At 71.8% G+C, this 16,956-nt stretch carries 14 protein-coding genes and 1 tRNA gene; 2 read left to right on the top strand and 13 right to left on the bottom strand.

Going from position 1 to position 16,956, the window contains the following annotated elements; genetic code table 11:
* Window positions 1-262: 262 nt before the first annotated feature.
* The 13 genes from ACFC02_RS05895 to ACFC02_RS05835 form a co-directional block, all read right to left on the bottom strand.
* A complete protein-coding gene (locus ACFC02_RS05895; protein WP_376352729.1) occupies window positions 263-922 on the bottom strand; it encodes a protein-tyrosine-phosphatase in 660 nt (219 codons plus the stop codon).
* 52 nt (window positions 923-974) lie between these two features.
* Window positions 975-1,622: an L-threonylcarbamoyladenylate synthase gene (locus ACFC02_RS05890; protein ID WP_360969333.1), complete on the bottom strand. Its 648-nt coding sequence runs from the start codon at window positions 1,620-1,622 to the stop codon at window positions 975-977.
* Window positions 1,623-1,686: 64 nt separating this feature from the next.
* Window positions 1,687-2,526, bottom strand: a complete 840-nt coding sequence (prmC, locus tag ACFC02_RS05885; RefSeq protein ID WP_376352797.1) for a peptide chain release factor N(5)-glutamine methyltransferase — start codon at window positions 2,524-2,526, stop codon at window positions 1,687-1,689.
* A gap of 158 nt (window positions 2,527-2,684) precedes the next feature.
* On the bottom strand, window positions 2,685-3,752 hold the full coding sequence (gene prfA / locus ACFC02_RS05880) for a peptide chain release factor 1 (protein ID WP_360969334.1): 1,068 nt from the start codon (window positions 3,750-3,752) through the stop codon (window positions 2,685-2,687).
* Window positions 3,753-3,861: 109 nt separating this feature from the next.
* Window positions 3,862-4,086: a 50S ribosomal protein L31 gene (gene rpmE, locus ACFC02_RS05875; RefSeq protein ID WP_019326867.1), complete on the bottom strand. Its 225-nt coding sequence runs from the start codon at window positions 4,084-4,086 to the stop codon at window positions 3,862-3,864.
* 158 nt (window positions 4,087-4,244) lie between these two features.
* On the bottom strand, window positions 4,245-5,387 hold the full coding sequence (locus tag ACFC02_RS05870; RefSeq protein ID WP_376352724.1) for an LCP family protein: 1,143 nt from the start codon (window positions 5,385-5,387) through the stop codon (window positions 4,245-4,247).
* Between the two features lie 285 nt (window positions 5,388-5,672).
* A complete protein-coding gene (gene rho / locus ACFC02_RS05865) occupies window positions 5,673-7,694 on the bottom strand; it encodes a transcription termination factor Rho (RefSeq protein ID WP_376352721.1) in 2,022 nt (673 codons plus the stop codon).
* A 405-nt stretch (window positions 7,695-8,099) separates the two neighbouring features.
* A complete protein-coding gene (gene thrB / locus ACFC02_RS05860) occupies window positions 8,100-9,017 on the bottom strand; it encodes a homoserine kinase (RefSeq protein ID WP_376352718.1) in 918 nt (305 codons plus the stop codon).
* Between the two features lie 857 nt (window positions 9,018-9,874).
* On the bottom strand, window positions 9,875-10,933 hold the full coding sequence (gene thrC / locus ACFC02_RS05855) for a threonine synthase (protein WP_376352716.1): 1,059 nt from the start codon (window positions 10,931-10,933) through the stop codon (window positions 9,875-9,877).
* A gap of 6 nt (window positions 10,934-10,939) precedes the next feature.
* Window positions 10,940-12,265 carry a homoserine dehydrogenase gene (locus ACFC02_RS05850; protein WP_376352794.1) on the bottom strand — a complete coding sequence of 442 codons (1,326 nt, stop codon included), beginning with the start codon at window positions 12,263-12,265 and terminating at the stop codon, window positions 10,940-10,942.
* Window positions 12,266-12,426: 161 nt separating this feature from the next.
* Window positions 12,427-13,818, bottom strand: coding sequence for a diaminopimelate decarboxylase (gene lysA / locus ACFC02_RS05845; protein WP_376352713.1), 1,392 nt, complete (start codon window positions 13,816-13,818; stop codon window positions 12,427-12,429).
* 22 nt (window positions 13,819-13,840) lie between these two features.
* Complete coding sequence (nrtL, locus tag ACFC02_RS05840) at window positions 13,841-14,911, bottom strand: ArgS-related anticodon-binding protein NrtL (protein WP_376352710.1); 1,071 nt, start codon at window positions 14,909-14,911, stop codon at window positions 13,841-13,843.
* 347 nt (window positions 14,912-15,258) lie between these two features.
* Window positions 15,259-15,774 (bottom strand): response regulator, encoded by a 516-nt coding sequence (locus tag ACFC02_RS05835; RefSeq protein ID WP_376352791.1) that lies wholly within the window; start codon window positions 15,772-15,774, stop codon window positions 15,259-15,261.
* Window positions 15,775-15,912: 138 nt separating this feature from the next.
* On the opposite strand from ACFC02_RS05835, the gene ACFC02_RS05830 reads away from it, so the two are divergent.
* Both ACFC02_RS05830 and ACFC02_RS05825 read left to right on the top strand, forming a co-directional pair.
* Window positions 15,913-15,984: transfer RNA gene (locus ACFC02_RS05830), tRNA-Arg, on the top strand.
* A 279-nt stretch (window positions 15,985-16,263) separates the two neighbouring features.
* Complete coding sequence (locus ACFC02_RS05825; protein WP_376352707.1) at window positions 16,264-16,917, top strand: hypothetical protein; 654 nt, start codon at window positions 16,264-16,266, stop codon at window positions 16,915-16,917.
* Window positions 16,918-16,956 lie beyond the last annotated feature (39 nt).

The following is a 16,956-nucleotide window of genomic DNA, read 5'->3' as shown; positions in this document are numbered from 1 at the left end:
CGTACGTCCAATGTAGGCCTGCGCCGGGTGGGGCGCGCGGTCGTTACGCCTTCACGGGGACGTCCGGGGCGCGTGTGGCCCCCGCGGCCTTGGGGGACCGCCGGCCGCTCCCCCACGCGCCCTCAGGTGCACGCCGCGACGCCCGTCAGCGCGGTCACCACCGGGCTCCGGTCCCCGCCGCGCCCGCGCACCGCTCCGCCCTGGCGGGCCGCACAGGCTTCGTGGCGTTGCGGCGCGCTGCGTCCGCCGCGTCCGCGCGCCGTCAGGCTCGTGCCGCGACCCCCGTGAGTGCCGTCACCACCGGGTCCAGCGCCTCGTGTATCTCGTCGCCGATCGAGCGGAAGAACGGCAGCGGGGCGCCGTAGGGGTCGTAGACCTCGTCCGCCTCCGCGTTCGGCGCCAGCAGCCAGCCGCGCAGGGCCGCGGCGGCGCGCACCAGCGCCCGCGCGCGCTCGACCACGCCTTCCTCCAGGGGCGGCAGCGTGGCCGGGTCGATGGCCTTCACCAGCCGGGTGAACTCCTTGAGCGTGAAGGTCCGCAGGCCCGCCGAGTGCCCCATGGAGATGACCTGGGCACGGTGGTCGCGGGTCGCGGTGAGGACCAGGTCGGCGCGGATCACGTGCTCGTCCAGCAGTTCCCGCCCGGTGAAGCCGGAGGCGTCCGCGCCGAAGTCGGCGAGGACCGTCTCGGCGTTGGTCTCCATGGGCGCGCCCTCGTGGCCCCAGGTGCCCGCGCTCTCCACGATCAGACCGCCGCCGGCCGGGTCGCCGAGCCGGTCCGCCACGAAGTGCCGGGTCAGCCGTTCGGTGATGGGCGAGCGGCAGACGTTGCCGGTGCTCACGTGGAGGATGCGGAAGGCCCCGCCGGGCAGCCCCGGCTGCGTCGGGATCACCGGCTCGTCCTTCCCGCCTATGCCACGCATGGGGGTCCCCCCTGCGGGAGCCGGTGCGTGGACCCGGGGGTGTCGGGCGCCGTCAATTCGCCACCTCGAGGTCGGGTACGACCTTGCGCAGTTCCTCCGCCGACAGCGCGCCCGCGCGCAGCAGCACGGGCACCTCACGGGTGACGTCGACGATGGAGGACGGCACGATGCCGGGGGTCGGGCCGCCGTCCAGGTAGACGGAGACGGAGTCGCCGAGCATCTCCTGGGCGGCGTCGCAGGTCTCCGGCGCGGGGTGGCCGGAGAGGTTCGCCGAGGACACGGCCATCGGGCCGAACTCGGTGAGCAGCTCGATGGCGACCGGGTGCAGCGGCATGCGCACGGCGACCGTGCCCCGGGTCTCGCCCAGGTCCCACTGGAGGGACGGCTGGTGGCGGGCGACGAGGGTGAGGGCGCCGGGCCAGAAGGCGTCGACCAGTTCCCAGGCCATCTCCGAGAAGTCCGTGACCAGCCCGTGCAGCGTGTTCGGCGAACCGATCAGCACCGGGGAGGGCATGGCACGCCCGCGGCCCTTGGCCTGAAGCAGATCGCCCACGGCCTCCGAGGAGAACGCGTCGGCCCCGATGCCGTACACGGTGTCCGTCGGCAGCACCACGAGTTCGCCCCGGCGGACGGCGGACGCGGCCTCGCGCAGACCCGTCGCGCGGTCGGTCGCGTCGTTGGTGTCGTATCGCCGTGCCATTGTCAGCGGGCCTCCTCGTACACGTACTGCTGGTCTGAAGTCCTGGTGGTGGGCTGTGCCGGGCTCATGGCAGCGCCTTGCGGGCGGTGGCGAACCGCGGCCGGTTGTTGAGGTCGGGGTGGTCGGCGGCGTCCGCCCAGCCCCGCTCCTCGGTGAAGATCCACGGCACCTGGCCGCCCTGGGTGTCGGCGTGCTCGATGACGACGACGCCGCCCGGGCGCAGCAGCCGGTGCGCGGTGCGCTCGATGCCGCGGATCAGGTCGAGACCGTCCTCGCCGGAGAAGAGCGCCAGCTGGGGGTCGTAGTCGCGGGCCTCCGGGGCGACGTACTCCCATTCGGTCAGCGGGATGTACGGCGGGTTGGAGATCACGAGGTCGACCTGACCGTCGAGGTCCGGGAAGGCGGTCAGGGCGTCGCCCTGGCGCAGGTCGACCCTGGACCCCTCCACGTTCTTGCGGGTCCACGTCAGCGCGTCCTCGCTCAGCTCCACGGCGTGCACGCGGGAGCGCGGCACCTCCTGGGCGAGGGCGAGCGCGATGGCGCCCGAGCCGGTGCACAGGTCCACGATGCAGGGCTCGACCACGTCCATGGCGCGCACGGCGTCTATGGCCCAGCCGACCACGGACTCGGTCTCGGGCCGTGGCACGAAGACACCCGGGCCGACCTGGAGCTCCAGGTAGCGGAAGTAGGCCCGCCCGGTGATGTGCTGCAACGGCTCGCGCTGCTCGCGCCGGGCGACGACCTCCCAGTAGCGGGCGTCGAAGTCGGCGTCCTTGACGGAGTGCAGCTGGCCGCGCTTGACCCCGTGCACGAAAGCGGCCAGCTCCTCGGCGTCGTTGCGCGGCGAGGGGACACCGGCGTCGGCCAGCCGCTGGGTGGCCTGCGCCACCTCCGCGAGCAGCACGCTGCGGGGGCCTGGGGGTCGCCCCCCGAATTCTTGCTGCACGCTGGTCCTCCGTGCTCGGTACTGGTGCGTAGGTGCCGTGCCTGCCGGCGCGGGACGTGCGTCCTGTCTAGGTGCCTTACGCGGTCTGCTCCACGTGCCTCACGCGGTCCGCGGCCTCACGCCGCCGCGAGCTTGGCGGCCGAGTCCGCGTCGACGCAGGCCTGGATCACCGCGGCCAGTTCGCCGTCCAAGACCTGGTCCAGGTTGTACGCCTTGAAGCCGACCCGGTGGTCGGAGATGCGGTTCTCCGGGAAGTTGTAGGTGCGGATCTTCTCGGAGCGGTCGACGGTGCGGACCTGGCTGCGGCGGGCGTCCGCGGCCTCCCTCTCCGCTTCCTCCTGCGCCGCGGCGAGCAGCCTGGAGCGCAGGATGCGCATCGCCTGCTCCTTGTTCTGCAGCTGGCTCTTCTCGTTCTGGCAGGAGGCGACGACTCCGGTGGGCAGGTGCGTGATGCGCACCGCGGAGTCGGTGGTGTTGACGGACTGGCCGCCCGGCCCGGAGGACCGGTAGACGTCGATGCGCAGGTCGTTCGGGTTGATCTCGACGTCGACCTCCTCGGCCTCCGGGGTCACGAGGACACCCGCCGCCGAGGTGTGGATACGGCCCTGGGACTCGGTGGCCGGCACGCGCTGCACGCGGTGCACACCGCCCTCGTACTTCAGCCGGGCCCACACGCCCTGGCCGGGCTCGATCTGCCCGCGGGCCTTCACCGCGACCTGGACGTCCTTGTAGCCGCCCAGCTCGGACTCGGTGGCGTCGATGATCTCGGTCTTCCAGCCGACCCGCTCGGCATAGCGCAGGTACATGCGCAGCAGGTCGCCGGCGAAGAGCGCCGACTCGTCGCCGCCCGCGCCGGCCTTGATCTCCAGGATGACGTCCTTGTCGTCGCTGGGGTCGCGCGGCACGAGCAGCAGGCGCAGCTTCTCGGTCAGCTCCTCGCGCTGCTTGTCCAGCTCCTTGACCTCGGCGGCGAAGTCGGGGTCGTCGGCGGCCAGTTCGCGCGCGGTGTCGATGTCGTCGCCGGTCTGCTTCCAGGAGCGGTACGTGGCGACGATCGGGGTCAGCTCGGCGTAACGCTTGTTGAGCTTGCGCGCGTTCGCCTGGTCGGCGTGGACCGACGGGTCGGCGAGCTTCTTCTCCAGGTCGGCGTGCTCGACGACGAGCTCCTCGACGGCCTCGAACATCTTGGGCTCCTGCTACTGCTGGGGGAGGGGAAGGGCGGACGACCAAAAACGCCGGTCCCGGGCGCGCCCCGGTGAAGGGCGCGGCCGTGGACCGGCGAAATGGGGCTCGCTACTTCTTGGAGCCGGCGGCAGCCTTGCCGAAGCGGGCCTCGAAGCGGGCCACACGGCCACCGGTGTCGAGGATCTTCTGCTTGCCCGTGTAGAACGGGTGGCACTCGGAGCAGACCTCGGCCCGGATGGTGCCGGACTCGATGGTGCTGCGGGTGGTGAACGACGCGCCGCAGGTGCAGCTGACCTGCGTCTCGACGTACTCGGGGTGGATGTCGCGCTTCAAGGTGTCTCCTATGTTCGGGAGGGCGCCGGGTCGCCGCCGCGGGATGCGGGGGCGTGAACCGGGGCCGACGGACCAGTCTGCCAGGACTGGCGCCATCTCCCAAAACCGGGGGTCGGGCTCCGGTATTCCCCGCGGGACGCGGCGGAGCCGCACATCGGCTACGAGGCGCTCACGACGCCCTTTGCCTCACCGGTCGCCGTGCCCTGCGTGGCCGTCCTCGGGATCGACCGGTCGTTCCTCAGGGCCGTCCAGACCTGGTGCGCCTTGGTCTGTTCGATGATCACGCGGTTGGGGTCGGCCGGGTCGTACTGGACCGGCATGGTGACCATGCTCATGTGGGAGGAGCTGATGCCCTTGAGGCCGTCGGCGAAGGAGATCAGGGAGTTCACCGAGCCGAGGTCGGAATCGGTGGTGACGGCCTTGGTCGCGGTGTCGGCGAGGTCGTAGAGCTTCTTGGGGTCGGTGAAGAGGCCCACGTGCTTGACCTGGTCGATCAGCGCCTTGACGAAGGCCTGCTGGAGCTGGATGCGGCCCAGGTCGGAGCCGTCGCCGACGCCGTGCCGGGTGCGGACCAGGCCGAGGGACTGCTGCCCGTTCAGGGTGTGTGTGCCCGCGTCGAGGTTCAGGTGGCTGTTCGGGTCGTGGATGGCCTTGGTCGTGGTGACCTGGACGCCGCCGAGGTCGTCGATGAGCCTCTGGAAGCCGCTGAAGTCGACCTCCAGGTAGTGGTCCATTCGCAGGCCGGTGAGCGACTCCACGGTCTTCACGGCGCAGGCGGCGCCGCCCGTGCCGTAGGACTCGTTGAACATCGCGTTCTGCGCGGCCGGGTGCGTGCCGCCCTTGGCGTCGGTGCACTCCGGGCGGTCCACGAGGGTGTCGCGGGGTATGGAGACGACACTGGCCTTCTTGTGGCCCTCGTACACGTGCACGATCATCGCCGTGTCGGAGCGGGCGCTGCCGTCGTCGGTGCCGCCGCCCAGCTTCTTGTTGCTGCCGGAGCGGGTGTCCGAGCCGAGGACCAGGATGTTCTCGGAACCGTTGCCGGCCTTGCCGGGCCGGTCGGTGCCGAGCGCCTGGTTGATGTCGACCGTCTTCAGGTTGTCGTTCAGCTTGAAGTACAGGAAGCCGGCGCCGGCGCCGCCGAGCACAACGATGCCCGCCGCGGTCCAGGCCGCGGCCACCAGCGCCTTGCGCCGCCCCGTGGCGGGCTTGCGGCGGCGGCCCCCGGCGCCTTGGCGGCGGGGGCTCCGGGCGGGGTTCTTCCCCGGTATGCCGGGGTCCGGCGTGCTCTGGGGGGACATGTGCTCCTCAGCTCTCGTTCCGGTCGGTTACCCCTTGATGCCTGGGTCAGGCCCGGCCCGGTCGAAGCCGTACCGCACCATCGTCACTCTTCACGGTCAGACGAGGTAACCGGTGCAAAGGTTGCACAGAGGCGGTACGGGGTGCTGTGGCGAAGCTCTCGCCGGCCCCCGTCGGCCTTGTCCGGGCGCTGCGGGGCGGGCGAGGGCACCCCGGCTGCGGCGCTGCGTGCACGGCGAAGGGCCGCCCCCTGACGGGAGCGGCCCTTCGCTGCCGGACCGTGCGGATCAGTCGCCGTTGCCGGGGGCCGGCGTCGTCTTCTGGATCTGCATCAGGAACTCGACGTTCGACTTCGTCTGCTTCATCTTGTCGAGGAGCAGCTCGATCGCCTGCTGCTGGTCGAGCGCGTGCAGCACCCGGCGCAGCTTCCAGACGATTCCCAGCTCCTCGGAGTTCAGCAGGATCTCCTCCTTGCGGGTGCCGGACGCGTCCACGTCCACCGCCGGGAAGATGCGCTTGTCGGCGAGCTTCCGGTCGAGCTTCAGCTCCATGTTGCCGGTGCCCTTGAACTCCTCGAAGATCACCTCGTCCATGCGGGACCCGGTGTCCACCAGGGCGGTGGCGAGGATGGTCAGCGAACCGCCGTCCTCGATGTTGCGGGCCGCACCGAAGAAGCGCTTCGGCGGGTACAGGGCGGTCGAGTCGACACCACCGGACAGGATGCGGCCGGAGGCCGGGGCGGCGAGGTTGTACGCGCGACCCAGACGGGTGATCGAGTCCAGCAGGACGACCACGTCGTGACCCAGCTCGACCAGGCGCTTGGCGCGCTCGATGGCCAGCTCGGCGACGGTGGTGTGGTCCTCGGCCGGGCGGTCGAAGGTCGAGGAGATGACCTCGCCCTTGACCGACCGCTGCATGTCGGTGACCTCTTCCGGACGCTCGTCGACGAGGACGACCATCAGGTGGCACTCGGGGTTGTTGTGCGTGATGGCGTTGGCGATCGCCTGCATGATCATGGTCTTGCCGGTCTTCGGCGGGGCCACGATCAGACCGCGCTGGCCCTTGCCGATCGGCGACACGAGGTCGATGATCCGGGTCGTCAGCACGCCCGCCTCGGTCTCCAGGCGGAGCCGGTCCTGCGGGTAGAGCGGCGTCAGCTTGTTGAACTCCGGCCGCCCGCGGCCGTGTTCGGGCGCCATGCCGTTGACGGAGTCCAGGCGCACGAGCGCGTTGAACTTCTCGCGGCGCTCGCCCTCCTTGGGCTGGCGCACGGCGCCGGTGATGTGGTCGCCCTTGCGCAGGCCGTTCTTGCGGACCTGGGCGAGTGAGACGTACACGTCGTTCGGACCGGGCAGGTAGCCGGAGGTCCGGATGAAGGCGTAGTTGTCGAGGATGTCCAGGATGCCCGCGACCGGGATCAGGACGTCGTCCTCGGTGATCTGCGGCTCCTGCACGTCGTCGCGGCCACGACGGCCACGACGGTCGCGGTAGCGGCCACGACGGCCGCGGCGGCCGCCCTCGAAGTCGTCGTCGTCCTGCGGACCGGCGTTGCGGTCCTGACGGCCGCCGCCCTGCTGCTGGTTCTGCTGGCGCTGGCCCTGCTGGTCGTCGCCCTTGCCGCCACGGCGGTCACGGTCCCGGTCACGATCACGGTCACGGTCGCGGTCGCGGCCACGCTCGCGGCGGTCGCGCCGGCGGCCCTCGCCGCCATCGCCCGTGTCACCCTTGGCGTCGCCCTGCTGCTGGCCCTGGGCCTGCTGCTGCGCCTGCTGGGCGGCGGACTCGGCCTTGGCCTCGGCCTTCGGCTCGCTCTTCGCCTCGGCGGTGACCGTCTCGGGGCTGCCCGCCTCGGCGGTGGCCCGGCGCCTGCGGCGCTCGGCGGGAGCGTCGCTGGCCGGCTGGCCGGGGATCTCGATCTGCTGCTGGGCGGCGGCCTTCTCGGCCGGCGCCTCGGCCGCCTTCTTGCCCGCGGCGCTGTCGTCGCCCGTGCGGGTGCGGGAGGTGGCGCGGCGCTTCGGCTTGGTCTCGGTGGCGTCGCCCGCGGCGGTCGCGGCCTTCGCGGGGGCGGCACCCCCTGAGGCCTGCGCCTCCTTGATGACCTCGATCAGCTGGCTCTTGCGCATCCGCGCGGTGCCCCTGATGCCGAGGCCCGAGGCGACCTGCTGCAGCTCGGCCAGCACCATGCCCTCGAGGCCGGTACCGCGGCGCCGCCGGGAGCCGGCACCGGTAGCAGGCGCGGAGGCGTCCGTGGCGGGCGCGGCAGCGGTCTCCTCGACACGTGCGCCCATCAGATCGGTGGTGTCGCTCACGAAGGGTCCTTCCCTGGAGCGGACGTCGGCCTGTCTGGCTCGGCGACCGGTTGTGCTGTCCGGCTTCGGTCCTTGCTGTGTGGACCGTGCCGGGGCGGTGGTCCGCCAAAGCGGCGGAAGAGATATCTGGTGAGTGGCGCTGCCGCGACGTGCCGTGGCACCCGGTGTCACGTGGCGTGGTAGCACCGTTTCCGGAGCGTGCCCTGTGGACCGCTCAGCGTCCGCGTACGACGTACTGCCCGGATACGGCGTACGGAACACAGAATGGCTTGGGGAGCTCCCGGAAGAATGTTGGTCCCGGACTGGGACACGAAGCACCTCGCCATGGTGGGGTCGGGTGCAGACTTGAGATTAACACTACCGGATCCAACAAACATTCCCCCTCTCCAATCCGGCAATCGCGTGTCAGCCGGACAGCGGCAGCACGCAGGCGCCCTGCGCATCGAGACTCAGCCGGTTGGCGGCCCAGCCCGTACCCGCGAGTCGTTCCACCTTGTCGGCGGTGCCCGCGTCGGCCAGCGCCATCACCGTCGGTCCGGCGCCGGAGATGACCGCGGGGATGCCGTCCCCGCGCAGCCGCTCCACCAGCGCGGCGCTCTCCGGCATGGCCGGGGCGCGGTACTCCTGGTGCAGTCGGTCCTCGGTGGCGGGCAGCAGCAGCTCGGGGCGCCGGGTGAGGGCCTCGACGAGCAGGGCCGCACGGCCCGCGTTGACGGCCGCGTCGACGTGCGGCACGGTGCGCGGGAGCAGGCCGCGCGCGGTCGCGGTCAGGACGGGTTTCGCGGGCACGAAAACCACCGGAACGATGGAATCCGAGGGCTCCATCCTGATCGCCCGGGCGGCCCCGGCCTCCATCCAGGACAGGGTGAACCCGCCGAGCAGACAGGCCGCCACGTTGTCCGGGTGGCCCTCGATCTCGGTGGCCAGCTCCAGGAGCGCCGTGTCGTCGAGTCTGGTGTCGCCGCCTATGGTCACGGCGCGGGCGGCGACGATGCCGGCGCAGATGGCGGCGGAGGACGAGCCGAGTCCGCGGCCGTGCGGGATGCGGTTCGCGCAGACGATCTCCAGGCCGCGCGGCTGCCCGCCGAGCACGTCGAAGGCGGTGCGCAACGACCGTACGAGCAGGTGCTTCTCGTCCCGCGGCAGGGTCTCGCCGCCCTCGCCCGCGATGTCGATGTGCAGCCCGGAGTCGGCCACCCGGACGACGACGTCGTCGTAGAGCCCCAGCGCGAGGCCGAGGGCATCGAAGCCCGGGCCCAGGTTGGCGCTGGTGGCGGGGACGCGCACCCGGACGGCGGCGGCGCGGAACGCTGGACCGGCCATCGCTCGTTGACTCTCCTTGAGCTGCGTGACGGTCGAGTGACATTCGACCGGGATTCGACGGATACGTGAGGACCCTCGGGGCCGCGAGAACGGCGCGGTACCGCGACATGCCAAGGCATATGCGGTGGGCGGGTTCCTTACAGCCTATCGAAGGAAGGTTCTGTGGCGACATAGGGCGCACAGGAGGCGCACGATGCGTGTCGCGTGCCGTTCCGTGCCCCCATGTCAGGGGCCCGGACGAGGACGCCCCGGGAGGTCGCGGGGTTGCGCGGACCGGCGGGCGCGGACACCGGCACCGCGCCCGCCGGCCGGTGCGGTGGGGGCGGGTGCGCGTTGTGCGCGGGCGGGTCGCGGGGCCGGGACGGTGCCGTGCCCGGAGCGCCGCCCACCTGGGCGGACAGTCGACGGGACCGGCAGGCGGTACCCGTCGGGAGCGACCGGCGGGCGGATGCTCCGGCGGCCGGGTGGCACGGAGTGCCTCCGTACCGCCGCCGCCACCGTCACCGCCGCCGTCGCCACCACCGGCGACCGCGCACCGGCGGCCTCACCTGCGGCGGGTCCGCCCGATGGGCGGGCCCACGCAGTGGCAGGTCTACGCAATGGCGGGTCTACGCAATGGCAGGTCTACGCAGTGGCAGGCCACCTCGGCCGTCGTCCTGCCCAGCACCGTTGCGCGCCGCACCGGACTCCCCCGGCCGCCGGACTCGCCGGGCCCATCGGAACTCCCGGCCGACGGTCGCTCCCTGCGCACCGGTCGTTCCGACCCATCGGGGCCCCAGCCCACCCGCTGTTCCGGCCCACCAGGGCCCCAGCCCACCGGTTGACCCGGTCTGCCGGGGCTCCCGGCCCACCGCCGGTCAGGCGAGACCGAGCCGTTCCGCCGCCGTGGCCGCGTCGACCGGGACGGTGACCGGCTGCGGGGCGCCGGCGACGGCCCAGTCGGGGTCCTTGAGGCCGTTCCCGGTGACCGTGCACACGATCCGCTGGCCCGGATCCACCTTGCCCTGCTCGGCGGCCTTCAGCAGTCCGGCGACGGAGGCGGCCGACGCCGGCTCGACGAAGACGCCCTCCTGCGCGGCCAACAGCCGGTAGGCGCGCAGGATCTCACGGTCCGTCACCTCGTCGACAACGCCGCCGGACTCGTCCCGCGCGGCCAGCGCGTACGTCCACGAAGCGGGGTTGCCGATGCGGATGGCGGTGGCGATGGTCGAGGGGTCCTTGACGACCTCGCCGCGCACGATCGGCGCGCTGCCGGAGGCCTGGAAGCCCCACATGCGCGGGGTCCGCGTGGAGACCTTGTCGGCGGCGTACTCCTTGTAGCCCTTCCAGTAGGCGGTGATGTTGCCCGCGTTGCCGACCGGGAGGACGTGGATGTCCGGTGCGTCGCCGAGCATGTCGACGATCTCGAAGGCGGCGGTCTTCTGCCCCTCGATACGTACCGGGTTGACCGAATTGACCAGCGCCACGGGGTAGTTGTCGCTCAGCGCGCGGGCCAGCGTGAGGCAGTCGTCGAAGTTGCCGTCGACCTGGAGGATCTGGGCGCCGTGCACGAGCGCCTGGCCCATCTTGCCGAGCGCGATCTTGCCCTGCGGCACGAGCACGGCGGAGACCATGCCGGCCCGTACGGCGTACGCGGCGGCGGAGGCGGAGGTGTTGCCGGTGGAGGCGCAGATGACCGCCTTGGCGCCTTCCTCCTTGGCCTTGCTGATCGCCATGGTCATGCCGCGGTCCTTGAAGGACCCGGTCGGGTTGGCGCCCTCGACCTTGAGGTGGACCTCGCAGCCGGTGCGCTCGGAGAGGACCTGCGCGGGCACGAGCGGCGTACCGCCCTCGCGGAGCGTCACGACCGGCGTGCTGTCGGACACCGGCAGCCGGTCCCGGTACTCCTCGATGATTCCGCGCCACTGGTGGGTCATTGCTGGTTACTCTCCTTCAACCCGCATGATGCTGGCGACGCCCCGCACGGTGTCGAGGCTGCGCAGCGCCTCGACGGTGCCGGTGAGGGCGGCGTCGGACGCTCGGTGGGTGACGACGACGAGGGAGGCCTCTCCCCCGGTCTCGAATTCGCCCGAGCGGGAGGCACCCCCGTCCTTGCCCTGCTGGCGAACAGTGTCGATGGACACTCCGTGCTCGGCGAACACGGTGGCGACCTGGGCGAGCACGCCGGGTTTGTCGGCGACGTCCAGGCTGATGTGGTAGCGCGTGACGACGTCGCCCATGGGCGAGACGGTCAGCGCGGCGTACGCCGACTCCCCGGGCCCGGTGGCACCGTTCAGCCGGTTGCGGCAGACGGCGACGAGGTCACCGAGGACCGCGGAGGCGGTGGGCGAACCGCCGGCGCCGGGCCCGTAGAACATCAGCCGGCCCGCCGCCTCCGACTCGACGAACACGGCGTTGTACGCGCCGCGCACCGAGGCGAGCGGGTGGCTGAGCGGGATCATCGCGGGGTGCACGCGCGCGGTGACGGAGCCGCCGTCGGCCGCCCGCTCGCAGATGGCGAGCAGCTTGATGGTGCAGCCCATCTCCTTGGCGGAGGCGAAGTCGGCGGCGGTGACCTCGGTCATGCCCTCGCGGTGGACGTCGTCGAGGCGTACGCGTGTGTGGAAGGCGATCCCGGCGAGGATGGCGGCCTTGGCGGCGGCGTCGAAGCCCTCCACGTCGGCGGTCGGGTCGGCCTCGGCGTACCCGAGCGCGGTGGCCTCGTCGAGGGCCTCCTGGTACCCGGCGCCCGTGGAGTCCATCTTGTCGAGGATGAAGTTGGTGGTGCCGTTCACGATGCCGAGGACCCGGTTGACCTTGTCCCCGGCGAGGGACTCGCGCAGCGGCCGGATCAGCGGGATGGCACCGGCGACGGCGGCCTCGTAGTAGAGGTCGCGGCCGTGCTCCTCGGCGGCGGCGTGCAGGGCGGCCCCGTCCTGGGCGAGGAGGGCCTTGTTCGCGGAGACCACGGAGGCGCCGTGCTCGAACGCGGTCGTGATGAGGGTGCGGGCGGGTTCGATGCCACCGATGACCTCGATGACGACGTCGATGTCGCCGCGTTTGACGAGGGCGGTGGCGTCGGTGGTGATGAGCGCGGGGTCGATGCCCTCGCGGACCTTGGAGGGGCGCCGGACGGCGACCCCGGCCAGCTCCACCGGGGCACCGATCCTGGCCGTGAGGTCGTCGGCGTGCGTCGTCATGATGCGCGCCACCTCTGAGCCGACAACCCCACAGCCCAGCAGCGCCACCTTCAGCGGACGCGTACGCATCATCCGACCTCGTTTCCTCATACCGTCTACGGTTGGACCAGTCTCACTCACCGGACCGGAGTTTCTGCCATTTGTCCGGATCGTGAGACGTTTATTTCATTTTCGCCGGGCCGGAAGACAGGAGATCTTCCGGCGCGGCGGTGCCCCGCGTCATACCTGTCTCACCCGACGTCGAGACGCAGGAGGTCGTCCTCCGTCTCCCGTCGGACGATGACCCGGGCCTCCCCGTCGGCGACGGCGACGACCGGCGGACGCAGCGCGTGGTTGTAGTTGCTGGCCATGGACCGGCAGTACGCGCCCGTCGCGGGCACGGCGATGAGATCGCCGGGCGCCAGGTCGGCGGGCAGGAACGCGTCCTTGACCACGATGTCGCCGCTCTCGCAGTGCTTGCCGACGACGCGGACGAGCATCGCCTCGGCGTCGGAGGCGCGGGAGACGAGAGCCACGCTGTACTCGGCGTCGTAGAGCGCGGTACGGATGTTGTCGGACATGCCGCCGTCGACGGACACGTACGTCCGCAGCCCTTCGAGCGGCTTGACGGTGCCGACCTCGTAGAGGGTGAAGGCGGTGGGACCGACGACGGCGCGCCCGGGCTCGACCGAGATGCGCGGCGTGCGCAACCGGGCGGCCTCGCACTCACGCGTCACGATCTCGGTGAGCGCCTTGGCGATCTCGTGCGGCTCGCGCGGGTCGTCGGCGCTGGTGTAGGCGATGCCGAGGCCGCCGCCGAGATCGATCTCGGGCAGTTCGACGCCGTGTTCGTCACGGACGTCCTTCAGCAGCCCCACGACCCGGTGCGCGGCGACCTCGAACCCGGACATGTCGAAGATCTGCGACCCGATGTGGCTGTGGATGCCGATCAGCTCCAGGCCGTCGAGCTGGAGCGCCCGCCGCACGGCCTCGGCGGCCTGCCCGCCGGCGAGCGGGATGCCGAACTTCTGGTCCTCGTGGGCGGTGGCGATGAACTCGTGCGTGTGCGCCTCGACACCGACGGTGATACGGATCTGGACGCGCTGCCGCTTGCCGAGGGACCGGGCGATGTGCGCGACCCGGACGATCTCCTGGAACGAGTCGAGCACGATCCGCCCGACCCCCGCGCCCACCGCGCGCTCGATCTCCGCGGCGGACTTGTTGTTGCCGTGGAAGGCGATACGGTCCGCGGGCATCCCCGCGGACAGGGCGGTGGCCAGCTCGGTCCCGGAGCAGACGTCGAGGTTGAGCCCCTCCTCGTCCAGCCATCGCACGAGCGCGCGCGACAGGAAGGCCTTGCCGGCGTAGAAGACGTCGGCGTCGTGCCCGAAGGCGGTGCGCCAGGCGCGGGCGCGCGCCCGGAAGTCGGCCTCGTCCATGACGTACGCGGGCGTGCCGAACTCCTCGGCGAGCCGGGTGACGGGGACTCCGCCGACGCTCACCACGCCGTCGGCGTCCCGCGTGACGGTCTGCGCCCAGACCTTGGGGTCGAGGGTGTTGAGGTCGGCAGGCGGGGCGGCGTAGTGGCCCTCGGGCAGGACATCGGCGTGACGGGGCCCGGCGGGATGTGCGGAACGGCTCATGTCGGTGTGTCTCTCTGCGCTCTCAGAGGTGGTCGGGTGCGTCGATGCCGAGCAGGGACAGGCCGCCGGCCAGCACCGTCCCGGCGGCTTCGGCGAGGGCCAGCCGGGCGCGGTGGGCGGCCGAGGGTTTCTCCTCGCCGCGCGGCAGTACGTCCGGCAGCAGGGCCGGCACGGCGTCGGCGACGGTGACGAGGTGCCGGGCGAGCCGGTCGGGCGCGCGGTCGCGCGCCGCCCGGGCGAGCACGCGGGGGTGGTCGGCGAGGGCGGCGAGCAGCGGACGGGCCACGACCGTGTCCACGGCCCCCGGCAGCCCGGCGAAGCCGAGGTCGGCGGCGTTGCGGTGCAGGGCCCGGGTGCGGGCGTGGGCGTAACGGATACGGAAGAGGGGGTTGCTCTCGCGCTGGACGAGGTGTTCCACGCCGATGCGGGACCGGTCGTGACCGGCGGGATGGAGGAGCGCCCAGCGTCCGGCGTCCCGCCCGAGGGCGAGAAGTGCGGCGGTGTCGGCGGCGGGAACGGGAACGGGGCGTACGTCGACGTCCGGCGGGTTCGTCGTGGCCGCGTCGGCCCGGGCGCCGAGCCCTGCCTCCCACTCCGGCGGAACCGCCCTCTCACAACCGGTCCGCACGAGGGCGCCCTGGGCGCGCAGCAGGCGTGCGAGGACGTCACCGACGACGAGGGCGCGGGGTTCGGCGGCGCAGTGCAGGCTGAGTACCTGCCCGGCGGCGTCCTGCCCGTATCCGTACCGCGGGCCGTCGCGCAGGATCTGCTCGACGAGCCGACGGGCGGCGGCGCCGGCATCGGCGTCACGAAGACTGATGTTGAGAAACCCGGGCCCGGTGACGACGACACTCCCGATGCCGTCGGCTGCCATGGCCATGAGGTGGTCCCGCAGCACGTCGGCCACCCGCAGCGGGGCCTGCCCGGCGGGCCGGGCGAGCTGGAGCGCGACGCTGGTGGCGTAGTCCCCGCACCCGCCCGGCCCCGGCGGCGCGACCACGACCCGCTCCGGAACCGACACGCTCAGCTCCCCCGCGTCGACAGCACGACGCACCGCGCACAGCACGGTACGGGAGAGCTCCACGGGGGTCACGGGACAAGCGTAGGGGAGGAGGGGGGTGGGTAGGCGAACGGGTTTGGGCGGGGTATCGGCATGTGGACGGTGGGGCGGGGGTGAGGGCCTGGCGCCCCGGCCGCCGCATGGAGCACGGGGTGATACCTGCCGCATGGAGCACGGGGTGATACCTGCCGCATGGAGCCCGGGGTGATACCCGCCGCCTGGACCACGGGGCGGTACCCGCCGCCTGGACCACGGGGTGGCGCGGCGACCGCCGACCCACCGCCGACCCACCGGGCTACTACCCGGCGCGGCTGCCGACCCGCCGGGGCGCTGAGGAACGCGGGGGGGACTATCCGGGGCGCTGAGGAACGCGGTGGGGACTATCCGGTACGACGGCCGGTCCGCTGGGCGTCCCCGCCCCCACCGGGACCGGCACCCTCCCCACCGGCCGCATCGGGCTGCTGCCCTCTCCCCCGCCCCTCGACCAAGTCCAGTACGACGCGCACGAGTTCGGAAGGCTCGAAGGGCTTGGCGAGAAAGGCGTCGACCCCGGCGTCGAGCCCGGCCGCGACCTCCCCCTGCGAACAGGCACTGACGATGGCGAGTGGAAGATCACGGGTACGGGGATCGGCGCGCAGCTGCGCGGCGGTGGCGAGCCCGTCGAGCCGGGGCATGACGACGTCGAGGGTGATCACATCGGGCCGCACCTGATGCACAACGTCCAGACACTCGGCACCGTCGACCGCGGTCACGACCTCGAGACCCTCAAGCTCGAGATTGACCCTGATCAGCTGCCGGATGACCTTGTTGTCGTCCACAACAAGCACCCGGCCGGAAGCCCCTGGCACAACTCGAGAGTAGGTCGGCCCCGGCCACCGCGTCCGGGTTTTCCCCACTTCCACCCCGTCCGGGGGACGCACCCCTTCCACATGGACACACGCAGGGGCTGCATCCCCCACAGAAAACGTTCATGACCACCCCAGGGGAGCTGGTAGTGTTCTACCCGTCGCCGCGCACAGAGCGCGACGAACCCCGCCCCCGTAGCTCAGGGGATAGAGCAACGGCCTCCGGAGCCGTGTGCGCAGGTTCGAATCCTGCCGGGGGCACCCCTTATGAGGTGCCCAAAGACCCCGTCACCAGCGGAAACGCTGAGGCCGGGGTCTTCTTGCATGTGCAGGCGTATGCGGCCCGAAGCGGCCGTATGTCGGGGTCCGTGGACGAGGCGTGGACGGGATCTTGAAGCATTCCCGCAGGTGACGAGACTCATTGGAGTCAAGCGGGCCCGCACCCCGTTATGGTCGTCCCGGTCTTGCATCGTGCCGCCGGCGGGAGCCTGAGCCCTGACGGCATCGTGCCGTGTTCAGCCGCTGTCCGCGAGCGGCCGAATGGACGAGTTGGGGGATCTCGTGGATGTAACCACGCTTGCCGTCGCGCTCATCGGCGTCGGGGGAACGCTGGGCGGAACCCTGGGTGGAGCAGTGCTCAGCCAGCGTGTCACCCGGGAGCAGAACCAGCGTGCCGATCGTGAACGGGCGGAGGACCGCCACGACCGCGCGCAGGAAGCCAGACGCGATCTCTACGCCCGGCTGAACACCACGGCTCGTGCCTTCCGGGTTGCTGCCCGAGACGCAGTCCTGGCAGCCGAGCGCGGCGAAGGCGTCGACCCGGCGGTGCTCGACACCGCCAAGGAAGCATGGGCAGAGCAATACTCCCTGGCACAGATGGCACTGCCGAAGGACGTCCATCAGATCGCCTCGGCCCTCAACAGAGCGCTCGGGGTCGGGTACTCCGTCGTGAAGCAGTTGCCGAGCCGTCCTGACTCAGACGGGTCGTACGAGCGAGGCAAGGATTGGTTCAGCGGGCCGCTGTCCGACGGGGTGTATCTGCTGCGGGTCGCCCTCCGTCACGATCTGGGCGTCGAGGTGGAGCCCGACTTCGAAGACACTCGCGCTCGATTGCTTGCCGCTCTCGACCGGGAGCGGAAGAGCCTTGCCCGCCAGCTCGCCTCAGAACAGGCCCAGGCCACTAGGCATGCTTGAGAGGTAGGGCAAACGGCAAGGCCCCTGGGCGTCACCCCA

Origin of the sequence: Streptomyces sp. NPDC056160, assembly GCF_042268205.1 — a bacterium.
Lineage (GTDB): Bacteria > Actinomycetota > Actinomycetes > Streptomycetales > Streptomycetaceae > Streptomyces.
Note: the sequence above shows the minus strand (reverse complement) of the source record. Positions and strands in the feature narration are given on the sequence as shown.